At 70.5% G+C, this 12,695-nt stretch carries 14 protein-coding genes and 2 pseudogenes; 5 read left to right on the top strand and 11 right to left on the bottom strand.

Annotated elements, in window-relative coordinates; all coding sequences use genetic code 11:
* From GT042_RS09430 to GT042_RS09405, 6 genes and pseudogenes are all read right to left on the bottom strand, one after another.
* A pseudogene (locus GT042_RS09430) lies at positions 1-150 on the bottom strand (MarR family transcriptional regulator); the annotation flags it as partial.
* Positions 151-265: 115 nt separating this feature from the next.
* Positions 266-1,966 carry a methylmalonyl-CoA mutase family protein gene (locus tag GT042_RS09425; protein WP_161308253.1) on the bottom strand — a complete coding sequence of 567 codons (1,701 nt, stop codon included), beginning with the start codon at positions 1,964-1,966 and terminating at the stop codon, positions 266-268.
* Positions 1,967-2,062: 96 nt separating this feature from the next.
* On the bottom strand, positions 2,063-2,263 hold the full coding sequence (locus tag GT042_RS09420; RefSeq protein ID WP_161308252.1) for a DUF397 domain-containing protein: 201 nt from the start codon (positions 2,261-2,263) through the stop codon (positions 2,063-2,065).
* Between the two features lie 67 nt (positions 2,264-2,330).
* Positions 2,331-2,609 carry a DUF397 domain-containing protein gene (locus tag GT042_RS09415; RefSeq protein ID WP_161308251.1) on the bottom strand — a complete coding sequence of 93 codons (279 nt, stop codon included), beginning with the start codon at positions 2,607-2,609 and terminating at the stop codon, positions 2,331-2,333.
* 87 nt (positions 2,610-2,696) lie between these two features.
* On the bottom strand, positions 2,697-2,906 hold the full coding sequence (locus GT042_RS09410) for a DUF397 domain-containing protein (protein WP_161308250.1): 210 nt from the start codon (positions 2,904-2,906) through the stop codon (positions 2,697-2,699).
* Positions 2,888-3,729: pseudogene (locus GT042_RS09405) on the bottom strand (helix-turn-helix transcriptional regulator). The gene GT042_RS09410 and the pseudogene GT042_RS09405 overlap by 19 nt, the downstream one beginning before the upstream one ends.
* Positions 3,730-3,909: 180 nt before the next feature.
* On the opposite strand from GT042_RS09405, the gene GT042_RS09400 reads away from it, so the two are divergent.
* Together GT042_RS09400 and GT042_RS09395 are read left to right on the top strand one after the other, a co-directional pair.
* Positions 3,910-4,245: a hypothetical protein gene (locus tag GT042_RS09400; protein WP_161308249.1), complete on the top strand. Its 336-nt coding sequence runs from the start codon at positions 3,910-3,912 to the stop codon at positions 4,243-4,245.
* A 65-nt stretch (positions 4,246-4,310) separates the two neighbouring features.
* Positions 4,311-4,511 carry a hypothetical protein gene (locus GT042_RS09395; protein ID WP_202532563.1) on the top strand — a complete coding sequence of 67 codons (201 nt, stop codon included), beginning with the start codon at positions 4,311-4,313 and terminating at the stop codon, positions 4,509-4,511.
* On the opposite strand, the gene GT042_RS09390 is transcribed toward GT042_RS09395, so the two are convergent.
* Positions 4,501-5,313, bottom strand: coding sequence for an alpha/beta hydrolase (locus GT042_RS09390; protein ID WP_161308247.1), 813 nt, complete (start codon positions 5,311-5,313; stop codon positions 4,501-4,503). The two genes, GT042_RS09395 and GT042_RS09390, sit on opposite strands and share 11 nt — an antisense overlap.
* 135 nt (positions 5,314-5,448) lie before the next feature.
* On the opposite strand from GT042_RS09390, the gene GT042_RS09385 reads away from it, so the two are divergent.
* On the top strand, positions 5,449-6,039 hold the full coding sequence (locus GT042_RS09385; RefSeq protein ID WP_161308246.1) for a DinB family protein: 591 nt from the start codon (positions 5,449-5,451) through the stop codon (positions 6,037-6,039).
* Here GT042_RS09385 and GT042_RS09380 read toward each other — a convergent pair.
* The 3 genes from GT042_RS09380 to GT042_RS09370 all read right to left on the bottom strand — a co-directional run bounded on the left by GT042_RS09380 (position 6,023) and on the right by GT042_RS09370 (position 8,359).
* Entirely contained in the window at positions 6,023-6,361 is a 339-nt protein-coding gene (locus GT042_RS09380) for a DUF3817 domain-containing protein (protein ID WP_161308245.1), read from the bottom strand. The genes GT042_RS09385 and GT042_RS09380 overlap by 17 nt on opposite strands.
* A gap of 80 nt (positions 6,362-6,441) precedes the next feature.
* Positions 6,442-6,951 carry a MarR family transcriptional regulator gene (locus GT042_RS09375; RefSeq protein ID WP_161308244.1) on the bottom strand — a complete coding sequence of 170 codons (510 nt, stop codon included), beginning with the start codon at positions 6,949-6,951 and terminating at the stop codon, positions 6,442-6,444.
* Between the two features lie 10 nt (positions 6,952-6,961).
* Positions 6,962-8,359, bottom strand: coding sequence for an MFS transporter (locus tag GT042_RS09370; protein ID WP_161308243.1), 1,398 nt, complete (start codon positions 8,357-8,359; stop codon positions 6,962-6,964).
* Between the two features lie 94 nt (positions 8,360-8,453).
* Here GT042_RS09370 and GT042_RS09365 point away from each other — a divergent pair, with 94 nt between their 5' ends.
* Together GT042_RS09365 and GT042_RS09360 are read left to right on the top strand one after the other, a co-directional pair.
* Positions 8,454-9,476 carry a DUF5937 family protein gene (locus GT042_RS09365; protein WP_161308242.1) on the top strand — a complete coding sequence of 341 codons (1,023 nt, stop codon included), beginning with the start codon at positions 8,454-8,456 and terminating at the stop codon, positions 9,474-9,476.
* A 52-nt stretch (positions 9,477-9,528) separates the two neighbouring features.
* A complete protein-coding gene (locus GT042_RS09360) occupies positions 9,529-10,569 on the top strand; it encodes a glycoside hydrolase family 6 protein (RefSeq protein ID WP_161308241.1) in 1,041 nt (346 codons plus the stop codon).
* A gap of 40 nt (positions 10,570-10,609) precedes the next feature.
* Here the strand turns inward: GT042_RS09360 and GT042_RS09355 are convergent, their stop codons facing one another.
* Positions 10,610-12,574 (bottom strand): galactose oxidase-like domain-containing protein, encoded by a 1,965-nt coding sequence (locus GT042_RS09355; RefSeq protein WP_161308240.1) that lies wholly within the window; start codon positions 12,572-12,574, stop codon positions 10,610-10,612.
* Positions 12,575-12,695 lie beyond the last annotated feature (121 nt).

Here is a 12,695-nt window from a genome sequence, read left to right as displayed (position 1 = left end):
GACCAGGCGCAGCAGCTCGATCTGCGCGCCGCGCATCGGCGTGACGTCCAGCTCGCGCCGCAGCCGCCGCCGGACGAGCCGCTGGACCCCGGCGAGCGCGTCCGCGAGGGCGTCGGCGTGGTCGGTGCCCTCACCGGCCTCCTGAGGCATCTCTGTGGTCATACCACCGATTTTAGCTCTCACTCAGAGCTAAACGCCAAAGAACATCCCCCGGACCTGTACAGCCGGTCCGGGGGAAGAGAGCCCGCGTCGTCGGAACCCCGACTCAGAACCCGGGCGGTTCCGTGTACGTGCCCCACTCGTCCCGCAGGACCCCGCAGATCTCGCCGAGCGTCGCCTCCGCCCGTACGGCCTCCAGCATCGGCGCGATCATGTTCGAGCCGTCGCGGGCGGCCGTCAGCATGGCCTCCAGGGCGGTGGTGACCCGCGCGTCGTCCCGCGCGGCCCGGCGCTCGCCCAGCACCTTGACCTGGTCCCGCTCGACCTCGTGGCTGACCCGCAGGATCTCCAGGTCACCGGTGACCGACCCGTGCAGCACGTTGACGCCGACGACCCGCTTGTCGCCCTTCTCCAGGGACCGCTGGTACTGGAACGCCGACTCGGCGATCTCGCCCGTGAACCACCCGTCCTCTATGCCCCGCAGAATTCCCGAGGTCATGGGGCCGATCGGGTGCTGCCCGTCGGGGTGGGCCCGCAGCCCGCGTTCCTTGATCTGCTCGAAGATCTTCTCGGCCTCCGCCTCGATCCGGTCGGTCAGCTGCTCCACGAACCAGGAGCCGCCGAGCGGGTCCGCCACGTTGGCGACGCCGGTCTCCTCCATGAGCACCTGCTGTGTCCGCAGCGCGATCTCGGCGGCCTGTTCGCTGGGCAGGGCGAGGGTCTCGTCGAGCGCGTTCGTGTGGAGGGAGTTGGTCCCGCCCAGAATGGCCGAAAGGGCCTCCACCGCCGTCCGTACGACGTTGTTGTACGGCTGCTGCGCGGTGAGCGAGACACCGGCCGTCTGGGTGTGGAAGCGGAGCCACTGCGCCTTGTCCGTCCTGGCGCCGTACTCCTCCTTCATCCAGCGCGCCCAGATCCGCCGGGCCGCGCGGAACTTCGCGATCTCCTCGAAGAAGTCGAGGTGCGCGTCGAAGAAGAACGACAGCCCGGAGGCGAAGGCGTCCACGTCCAGGCCCCGGCTCAGGCCCAGCTCCACGTAACCGAAGCCGTCGGCCAGCGTGTACGCCAGCTCCTGCGCGGCCGTCGCCCCCGCCTCGCGGATGTGGTAGCCGGAGACCGAGAGCGGCTTGTATGCGGGGATGGAGCTCGCGCAGTGCTCCATGAGGTCGCCGATCAGGCGGAGGTGGGGCTCGGGCTGGAAGAGCCACTCCTTCTGGGCGATGTACTCCTTGAAGATGTCGGTCTGGAGCGTGCCGTTCAGGACGGCCGGGTCGACGCCCTGGCGCTCCGCCGCGACGAGGTACATGCAGAAGACGGGGACGGCCGGGCCGCTGATCGTCATCGACGTCGTGACGTCACCGAGCGGGATGTCCCCGAAGAGGATCTCCATGTCGGCGGCGGAGTCGATGGCCACGCCGCAGTGGCCGACCTCGCCCAGGGCACGGGGGTCGTCGGAGTCCCGCCCCATCAGGGTCGGCATGTCGAAGGCCACGGAGAGCCCGCCGCCGCCGTTGGCGAGGATGGTCTTGTAGCGCTCGTTCGTCTGGAGGGCGTTCCCGAAGCCGGCGAACTGGCGGATCGTCCACGTCCGGCCCCGGTACCCGGTCGGGTGCAGCCCGCGCGTGAACGGGTACTCCCCCGGCCACCCGATCCGCTCGAAGCCCTCGTACGTGTCCCCGGGCCGGGGCCCGTACACCGGCTCCACCACGTCCCCGGACAGCGTGGTGAAGTCCGCGTCGCGCTTGCGAGCCTTGTCGTACCGTTCCTGCCAGCGACGGCGGCCTTCTTCGACGGCGTGAGCGTCCATACCTTCACCCTCCTTGCCTTCCATGCGCTCCAATTTACTAGGACGTCCAAGTAAATGTCGATGGGAGAGGCACGGAGTGGTCGCATGGCGGTCGTCTCAGACGCCCAGCGCGCCGTTCTTCACGGCCGTCACGAAGGACGACCAGCCGTCGGCCGGAAAGGTGAGCATGGGGCCGTGCGGATTCTTGCTGTCCCGGACGGGGACGACGGCGACGAAGTCATCGGAGACCTCGACGCACTCGCCCCCGTCCTGATTGCTGTAAGAGCTCTTACGCCACGTGGGAGCGATCATGCACATCCTCCAGAATGCGCGCCCCCGCGACCAGCACGACCGGCCCGCGAGGGCGTCTCGTACAACCGACGTCTCAGACGCCCAGCGCACCATTCTTCACGGCCGAAACGAACGACGACCAGCCGTCGACCGGGAAGGCGAGCACGGGACCGTGCGGGTTCTTGCTGTCCCGGACGGGAACGACCGCGACGAAGCTGTCGGCGACCTCGACGCAAGCGCCGCCGTCCGAGTTGCTGTGACTGCTCTTACGCCACGTGCTGGCGCTCAGGCCGATGGGCGCCTCTGAGATCTCGACGCAGGCGCCGCCATCCTGATTGCTGTAGCTGCTCTTACGCCACCTGGTAACGCTCAAGACACGTCCTCCAGAATGCACAGCATGAACTAGCCCCCGCAGACCAGCACGACCGATCTGCGGGGCCCGTCTCGTACAACTGGCGTCTCAGACGCTCAGCGCGCCGTTCTTCACGGCCGTCACGAAGGACGACCAGCCGTCGGCCGGAAAGGTGAGCATGGGGCCGTGCGGATTCTTGCTGTCCCGGACGGGGACGATCGCGGCGAAGTCGTCGGCAACCTCAAGGCACTGGCCGCCATCCGTGTTGCTGTAAGAGCTTTTGCGCCAAGTCACAGCGGTCAGGTCGAGGGATCGCACGGTACTTCCTCCAGAAGGGGCAGGATGAACTTCCGCGACTCAGCAGGGGACAGCGCCAGGTCGCGCACAGAATCGTACGTGAGCTGCAACCGTTCAACCGGTGCGGTTTCCTCGATCAGATCGCCCCGGACTTCGTTCTCTGCGTAAGCCACGGTACGCCCATCAAGGAGCCGAAGAAACATCACGTCAGCGTTCGAGAGCCCGTGCGGCCCCGCACTGAACGGCAACACCTGCACCGTCACTTCGCCCCGCTCCCCCGCGTCCCGCAGGTACTCCAACTGCGCCCGCCACTCACCCGCGTCGCGCAACGGCGTCCGCAGCACCGCCTCCGACAGGATCGTGCGGAACGGTGGTGCGTCGTCGCCCGCCAGCAGCTCTCGCCGACTCATCCGCGCCCGACCTGCTGGCCCAGTTCCTCACCCTTGAGGCCACCGGCCGCGAGAAGCGCTCGCGCGTCGGCCGGCGTCTGCAACAGGCCTGGCAGGACACTCACTCCGTAGTGCCACAGGCTCGTCGCCTCGGCCTCCAGGGCCATGTATCGCCGATATCGCTCCCTGAACTGCGTCTTGTCGCCGACGGCCAGTTCCCACAGAGCCAGCAGCAACCCAGGCGTCCCGTAATACGTATCAAGCGCTTGGACAACCTCCGGGCCGCCCACCGTCTCGCCCTTCTCCATCTTGCCGAACAACGACCAGTCCCAGCCGAGCCGTTCGCCGAGCTGCCGCAGGCTGTCGCCGCGCTGGGTGCGCAAGGAGCGCAGTTCTTCCGCGAACCGTGCGCGGGGTTCCCTGCTGCGGCCGGTGACCACTCGTCTCGTCGGCATGGCGCTGCCCTCCGTGGAAGGTGTGGAACGTGCTTCGGATGCGAGAGAAGCAGCACCCGCGCACAGCGGGGCTCGCTCCCCCGGTGGCGCATTCTCGTAACACGCCCCTCACGCACAGTAATACGCGACTCGCGAACGGGGCGGAGATTCCGCGCAGAAACAGCCGAAGGAAGGCCCCCCATGACGCCGCAGCCTCCCCACTCGCCGCTCCCCCGCCGTACACCGGGAGCAACTCCCGCCCCCGCACACAGCGTTCTCGTACCGCCGGAGGGCCTGGTCGGAACGGCCAAGATTCAGGAGGCGGTTGACGCGAGGGACGCGCTCGCCGAAGCGCTGACGGCGGCCGGGATCCAACTGCCCGCGATGGATGTACGTACCCCTTGGCCGGAGACGGAAGGTGACACGGACGACGACGCCGGCCGGGCCACCCGCTACGCCCTCGTCTACTTGGGCGTCTGCTCCGCCCCCGTCGCGCTGGCTCTCGCCGCCGTGATCGTCAAGGGCACCGGCCGGTGACAGACGGCCCCCCGGCCGTCGGCGACACCGTCCATGACCCCGCCCGCGACCGGGTCGGCGTGGTCATGGGCGGAGTGGGACCGTACCTCCAGCTCCGCCCCCTCGGCGGCGGCCGGGAATGGGACGCCGACCCGAACCGGGTCCGCCCCCTCACCCCGGCCGAACTTCTCAGCGCCCGCGTCTCCGAAGCCAACGCCCGCAGCCGCACCGGCCTCGGCCTGCACGAGTCATCGGCCGTCCTCTCGGACGACAGGCTCATCCCTTGAGGAACTCGGTGATCTGGGGGGCGATTTTCTTCGGCGCCATCACGACGGCGCCGTGGTTGAGGCCGGGCAGGGTGCGGTGGTCGGCCTGCGGCAGGATCTCGGTGAGGGCGCGGGCGGCACGCTGGAAGGCGGCCGGGCTCTTGCCGCCGGTGAGGACCAGGGTGCGTACGGCCACGCCCTTCCACTCCGCCGGGTCGAGCGGTCGGCCCTGCTGGGTGTCGCCCATGACCGCGATGTCGTAGGGCAGGGTGCGGGCCAGGCCGGTGAGGTTCCTCCACATCTTCGGCATCAGCTTCATGAAGAACACGGCGACGCGGGGCATGCCCTGCACCCTGGTCATGAAGTACGTGACCGCGTCGCTGTGCCGGTCCTCCGCCAGCAGCGTGGTGATCTGCCGTGCGAGATCCTTGGGGGGTCCGTCGTCGCCTTCCGCGACCACGAAAGGCGGTTCGTACAGGGCCAGTCGGTCGACGTTCACTCCGGCGGCGGCGGCCCGCAGGGCGAGGACCGCTCCGGAGGACGAGCCGAACAGCGAGGCCGAACCGCCGACGTGCGCGACCAGGGCGGCGATGTCCTCGACCTCGCGGTCGGGGGTGTAGGCGTCGGCGTCACCGCTGGCACCGCGCCCGCGCCGGTCGTAGTTGATCACCGTGAAGTGCTCGGCGAGGAGGGCCGCGAGCTTGGTGGTGTCGGAGCGGTCGGCGAGCGCCGAGGCCACCAGGACGACGGGGGGCCCGGTGCCCGACTGCTCGAACGCGATCTCGGTGCCGTCGGCGGAGACTGAGCGGGCCTCTGTTGACATGTCGATCTCTCCGGTTCGCGTAGGGGCCGTAGTGCCGTAGTGCCGAGTGCTGTGGCGTGAGTGCTCCCGATGAGACTCCCGCAGGGCGTAGAACTCATCGGTGGCCAAGGGCAACCCGTGGCAGGCTCATGCCGCATGATCGATGAATTCGCGAAGGACAGCCTGCGCGGCAGACTGCGGCGGGACCGCGAGGCGCTGCTCTGGAAGCTCGACGGCCTGTCCGAATACGACGCCCGCCGACCGTTGACGGTGACCGGGACCAACCTCCTCGGCCTGGTCAAACACGTGGCCGGCGTCGAGGCCAGGTACTTCGGCGAGGTCTTCGGCCGGGCGTCCCCGGAACCGCTGCCCCGGTGGCAGGACCATGACGGCAGTGATCTGTGGGCGGCCGGGGAGGAGACGCGCGATCAGATCATCCAGTTCTACCGGCGCACGTGGGAACACTCGGACGCGACGATCGACGCGCTCGCGCTCGACGCCCCCGGCCACGTGCCGTGGTGGCCGGAGCCCCATGCCCGCACGAACCTGTTCGCGGTCCTGGTCCACGTCCTCGGCGAGACCAACCGGCATGCGGGCCACGCCGACATCCTGCGCGAAGGCGTGGACGGCCGTACGGGGATGCGCCCCGAACACGAGACGCGGATCGACGAGGCCGCCCGCACGGCCTACCGCGCGAAGATCGAGCGGTCCGCCAGATCGGCCGCGGGGATTACACCTTCGCCGTGAGGGGGGCTTCCTCGGTGATCCTGGGCTCCAGTTCCCGGGTGACCTTGCGCTCCACGAAGAACGCGGCCGTCGGGACCGTACCGGCGAGGAGGACCCAGATCTGGCGCTTGACGGGCCACTTGGCCTTGGCGCCCAGGTCGAAGGCGAAGACCAGGTAGACGATGTAGAGCCAGCCGTGCGCGATACCGACGACGCTGGTGAAGCCGCTGGCGCCGTCGATGTCCAGCACGTACTTGGCGATCACGCCGAGAGTCAGCAGGACCAGCAGCACACCGGTCACGTAGGCCATGATCCGGTAGCGGGTCAGCACGCTTCGTTTCATGGCACTCAGCGTAACCGGCACGTTCCGGGCGATCTTCGCGGGGGCCGGTACTTCCCGCCCGGTCCTCGTCTACTCCTCGTCTACTCCTCGTCGAAGTCCTGGGCAGCGACCCGCAGCGGGCGCAGCATCGCGAAGATCTCGGCGCATTCCTCGGCGTCGTACGCGCCCAGGCCGAAGTCCATCCGCATGAGGTCGCGGGTGGCGGACTCGACCACCTCGCGGCCCTTGTCGGTGATGGAGGCGAGGGTGCCGCGACCGTCGTTGGGGTTGGGGCGTTTGTCGACCAGACCGGATTTCACCAGCCGGTCCACGGTGTTGGTGACGGACGTCGGGTGGACCATGAGCCGCTCGCCGATCTTCGACATCGGCAGTTCGCCGGCCTTGGAGAAGGTGAGCAGGACGAGGGCCTCGTAGCGGGCGAAGGTCAGTCCGTACGGCTTGACGACGGCGTCGACCTCGGCGAGCAGGATCTGGTGGGCGCGCATGATCGAGGTGATCGCGCCCATGGAGGGCACCGGGCCCCAGCGCTGCTGCCAGAGTTCGTCGGCGCGGGCGATCGGGTCGAAGGGAAGGCTGAGCGGCTTTGACACGGCCACGACCTTACCCAGTGGTCACTTGGGGGCCGGACCCGTCTCGCACTTCGGTCGCCTCGACCCCGGTCTTCGGGTCGGCCTTCGGGGCGGTTCTCCGTGCTTCCCGTACGAGCAACAGACAGCACACGGTGCCGATGGCGCCGGACCAGGCGACGACGTGGTGGACCGGGAGGAACTCGGCGGCGGCCCCGGCCAGTGCCATGCCGAGGCCCTGGATCGTCATCAGACCGGCGGTGAGCAGGGTCATCGCGCTGCCGCGCCGCTCTTCCGGGACGGCGGCGACGAACCACTGGTCGAGGCCGATGACGTACGCGGCGCCGACGCCGGAGAGCGCGAGCGCGGGCAGGGCCCAGCCGAGGCCGGGGCGGGCGGCGTAGACGAGCAGGGGGACGAGGCCGAGGGCGGCGACGGGCAGGACGATGCGGCTGCGGGCGCGCGGGGAGAGGGCCGTACCGACGTACAGCTCCGCCGAGATGTGCCCGATCGGCATGGCGCACATCATCAGGCCGAGGGCGGCGGGGCCGGCGTCGATGGCGTCGGCGTAGGGGGCGGCGAGGGCTTCGGGGGCGACGACGAACATCGCGGGGATCCAGAAGAGGAGGAGCAGGACGCGGATGCGGCGGTCGCGGAGGAGGAAGCCGGCGCCGGCGAGGGACTCGCGCATGAGGCCTCCGGCCTGGTGGAGGTTGCCCTGCTTCCCGCTGCGGGCGGGGCGCTTGCGGGTGCCGAACCGCAGCAGGGCGGCGGAGCAGAGGAACGTCCCGAAGGTGATGCCGATCGCCCCGCGCGCCGGGACGACGGCGAGGAGGATCCCGCCGACGCCGTAGCCCGCGAGCAGGGCGCTCTGCGAGACGATCCGCAGGAGGGAGCGGCCGAGGACGTAGAGGTCCCCTTCGCCGAGGATGTCGGTGAGCGCGGCCATCCGGGTCCCGGTGAAGACGGGCGAGACGGCGGCCACCGCGCAGCGCAGCGCGAGCAGTCCGGCGACGGGGGTGCTGGGCACCACCATCACGGCGACGCAGGCGGCGCAGACCAGGTCGCAGGTCACGAGGGTCCGCCGGGCGGGATACCGGTCGGCGACCCCGGCGAACAGAATCCCGCCGAAGAGGTACGGCAGCATCCCGAGCGCGAAGGTGAGCGCGCTCAGGAACGGGGAGCCGGTGAGGTCGTAGACGAGGACGGTGAGCGCGATCTCACTGACGACCACACCGAGGAGCGAGAGAAGGTGCGCGGCGAAGACGAACCGGAACTCGCGCACGGCGAAGACGGGGCGGTAGCCGCGGGTGGCGAGTGCGGGGGCGGGGGCGGGGGCCGGGGCCTCAACGTCGGCCGCCCCGGCGGCCACGGTAGGGGGTGCGTCGGCAGCCGCGGACGCGGCGGGAAGTGGTGTGTCCTTCTCGGGCATACGCGCAGACTGCCGGGCGGCGGTCCGGCGCCGGTAGAGTTTCGGGTGTGGGCGAATCTTCCGCCGCCCCGACAACCCCGGAGCCGGTCAGGTCATGCCCTTTCACCTTCACTTCGGCGAGAGCGATCTGCTTCGTTTCCGGTTCGCCGTGTCCCCGCTCTGGGAGACGCAGGAAGCCGTGCGGACCCTCGTGCGGCCCGAGCGGCACGGGTATCACCTGCCCTGGCTCCGGCGCGTACGGGACGCCGCCGCCGGGATCGATCTCGGGCCGTTGCACCTGCTGATGCCCGACGCCGGGCACAACCCGGACTTCCTCTGCCCGGCGCCGCTCGGCGCCCTCGCGTCCTTCGAGGAGGAGATCGAGGGCGTACGGGCCACCTCCCCCGAAGCGGCCCGTAACGACATCGCGCTCGCCCTCGCCGACACCCCCGGCGCCGCCCGTACCCCGGCCGGACGGGCCATGCTGGCCGACCCCGCGCGGGCCGTACGGGAGTTGGCCGATCTGCTGGAGCGGGCCTGGCGGGCGCTGATCGAGCCCGAGTGGCCACGGCTGCGCGCGCTCCTGGAGGCCGATGTGGCCTACCACTCGCGGCGATTGGCGGACAGCGGCTTCGAGCGACTGCTCGGGGAGCTGAGTCCCCAGCTCAAGTGGGGCGAGGGCACCCAGGGCAACGGATCAGGCGGCGCCACCCTCACCATCGTCGGGACCCACGGCGACCACGTCCGGGTGCTGGGCGGCCAGGGGCTCGTCCTCATGCCCAGCGTCTTCTGCTGGCCCCGCGTCGTCAGTGGGTACGAGGCGCCCTGGCAGCCCGCCCTCATCTACCCCGCCCGCGGCATCGGCGGGCTGTGGACCGAGGCCGCCGACCGTACGCCCGACGTCCTCGCCCGGCTCCTCGGCCGGGCTCGCGCCGACGTGCTGTGCGCCCTGGACGAGCCCGCGGGCACCACCGCGCTCGCGCACCGGCTCGGGCTCGCGCCTTCCTCCGTCTCCTCGCACCTCTCCGTGCTGCGGGAATCCGGGCTGCTGACCTCACGGCGGTACGGCCACCAGGTGCTGTACGAGCGGACCCCGCTCGGCATCACCCTCGCGGTGTCGCAGCCCCTCACCGACTGACCGTTATGTCACGATGTGCCGGACCTGCCCATGCCACTCCCGAGGGGGCTGGATGTCCGGCCACGGACCGCGCCCGCGCTCAGCCGTTGTCACCACGTCGATCGTCACCCTCGTCCTCGCTCTGACGCTGAGTGGGTGTTCGTCGTCCCCCGGCGCGGGCCAGCGACGGCCCGGCGGCTCCTCCGTCGGTCACGGCGAGGCCGCCCAGGACTCCGCCTCGCCGTTCTGGGTCGACCCCGACAGCGACGCGGCCCGCCAGGTCGCCCGGTGGGAGCGCCGGGGCCGTACCGCCGACGCCAAGGCCCTGCGGCGCATCGCCGACCGGCCGGTCGCCGTGTGGCCCTCCGGCGACAACCCCGTACCGCAGGTCGAGCACGCCGTGCGGGGCGCCACCGCCGACGGCCGTACCCCGGTCCTCGTCGCGTACAACATCCCCCACCGCGACTGCGGCCTCTACTCGGCGGGCGGCGCCGCCGACGCCGCCGCGTACCGGAACTGGATCCACTCCTTCGCCACCGCCCTCGGCACCACCCCGGCCGTGGTGATCCTGGAGCCCGACGCGATCGCGCACCTCGCGGACGGCTGCACGCCGGCCGAACACCACGAGGAGCGCTACACGCTGCTGGCCCAGGCGGTCAGCCGGTTCAAGCAGCAGCCGCGCACCCGCGTCTACCTCGACGCGGGCAACCCGGCCTGGATCTCCGACCCGGCCCGGCTCGCGGGCCCCCTGGAGCGGGCCGGCGTCAACGCGGCCGACGGATTCTCCCTCAATGTGTCGAACTTCCAGTCGAACGACACGGTCCGGGCCTTCGGCGCCCAGCTCTCCGCCCTGCTGGGCGGCGCCCACTTCACCGTCGACACCAGCCGCAACGGCCAGGGGCCGCTGCCCGGCGACCGCGCCCAGGCGTGGTGCAATCCGCCGGGCCGGGCGCTCGGCACACCCCCGACCACCCGGACCGGCGACAAACTGGTCGACGCCTACCTGTGGATCAAGCGCCCCGGCGAGTCGGACGGCCCCTGCCGGGGCGGCCCGGCGGCCGGCACGTGGTGGCCGGACTACGCCCTGGGCCTGGCGCGGAGGGCGAAAGGCTGAGCCCGCTTCCGTACGCACGCCACCCCAGCCGGCCGGACGCTCACCCCACCTTCAGCCACTTCGCCTCCGACGGCACCCCGTCCGCGTCCGTCACGAACAGCATGTACCAGCCCGGCGGCACCAGCGTCGGGTCCTTCGGCACCTCCACCGTCACCTCGCCCGCGCCCTTCGTCAGGTCCAGGGCGATCGAGCGCTGCTCCACGTCCGTGGTGTGCGTGACCGCGCTCGGCCGCATCAGGCGCGCCTTGGTGATCCGGTCCGCGTCCGCCGTCGCGAAGGTCGCCCGGCCGTTCGCGTCCGGCGCGGCCGGCCCCGTACCCAGCACCGGGCGGTCCTTCCCGCCACCCCCGTGCAGGTACGGCGGCGTGTAGATCTCCACCCGCTGCTCGAACGTGCCGAGTTTGGTGTTGTCCGCGTCGTCGAACAGCGGGTCCGAGCCGAAGGTGGCCACCCGGCCGTCCGGCAGCAGCAGCGCCTCGGAGTGGTAGTTGCGCCCCACCGTCGGGTCGGCGGCCGGCCGGAACGCGTTGCGCGGCGGGTCGTAGAACTGAGCCTTGTGGATGTCGCTGGCCGACCGGCCCCGGTAGTCCGACGACCCGCCCGTCGTGAAGACGGAGTCGTCCGGCATCAGCACACTGCTCAGGTAGCGCGTGCCCTGCGGCAGCGAGGGGCCCTTCTCGAAGCCGGGGTTGTCCTGCTTGAGGTCCACGATCGCCGTACGGGCCGTCGCCAGCGACGACTCGCCGACCCCGCCGCCGCCCAGGACCATCACCTTCTGGTCCTGCGCGGGCGGCAGCATCAGCGAGGCCGACGTCTCCGTCTGGTCGACGTCCGTGAGTCCGTTGACCCGGGTGAAGGTGTTCTTCCTGACGTCCCACACGCCCGGCTGCCGGCCCTTCTGCGCCGGCCCGTAGCCGGCGTTGGACCCGGAGTAGAAGAGCTTGCCGCCCTTGGTGAGGAACAGCGCGGGATAGGTCGGGAAGTAGCGGGTCGGCCCCTTGGACCACTTCTTCGTCGCCGGGTCGTAGATCTCGTTGTCCCCGGTCAGTACGGCTCCGACGTCGTCAAGACCGGAGACCGCGAGCACCTTGCCGTCGTCCAGGGTCACCAGCGTCGGGTACCAGCGGGCCTCCTTCATCGGGCTGACGGGGATGTACTTCTCGGCCCTGGGGTCGAACTCGTACGCCGCCTTGATGCCCTGGAAGTCCTGCTTCTCCGTGGTGAGTTTCTGCGCGAGCCCGTACAGGTTGTCCGCGTCCTTGCCCTTGAGGCCGAGGATCTCGTACTGCGCCGCCTCGGTCGTCAGCGCCTCGGGCCCCGCCTTAGCCGCCTCCACGAAGACCCGCGCCTCGCCCGCCGTCACCTTCGTCTTCCAGGGCATCATCCGGCCGGTGCTCGCGTACGAGATCTTGAACTGCCGTTTCGCCTTGGGCACGGTGACGTCGAACCTGCTGACGTATTCGACCCCCGAGGGGGAGCGGAAGCGCGTGCCCTTCTTGAACGTGACGGCCCGGTCCGGGTTCTCGTTCTTGACCCGCATCCCGCCGCCCGCCCGGTCGACCTCGCCGTCGAGCACTTCGTACCGCGCCGTACCGCCGGCCACCAGCAGCCGCCCGTCGGGCAGTTGGGAGTGGCCGGAGCAGAAGAAGTCCTCGGGGGTGGGGATCTTGCGGAAGCTGTTGTCCGCCGGGTTCCAGAGGATGGTGTCGAAGGAACCCTTGTCGAACTTCTTCTGGCTGTTGCCCGAGCCCGCGATGATCAGCACCTTGCCGGTGTGCAGCAGGGCGGCGTGGATCGCGTTCGTACGGAACTCCTTCGGTACGTCGAGCAGGTCCCAGGAGCCGTACCGCTGCTTGTAGCCGGGCTGCGAGATCTTGTACGCGTGGTACTTCTCCCCCGCGAAGGAGAGCGCGGCGGGGGCGTTGAGCCCGGCGAGGACCACCAGCGCCCCGCCGCCCAGCAGCGTCTTCCTGAACTTGTCCGTCGGCCGGTACCGGTACCTCATGACTCACTTCCTCCAGTTGTCGTCGAGGCGAGCGCCGGGGCGGGCGCCTCGCCGGGCGGCACCGCCGCTGGGACCGGACCCGGGGCGGCGACCGGACCTGGCGTGGTGACCGGACCAGGGG

This window comes from Streptomyces sp. SID3212, assembly GCF_009865405.1.
In the GTDB taxonomy this organism is placed as follows: domain Bacteria; phylum Actinomycetota; class Actinomycetes; order Streptomycetales; family Streptomycetaceae; genus Streptomyces.
Note: the sequence above shows the minus strand (reverse complement) of the source record. Positions and strands in the feature narration are given on the sequence as shown.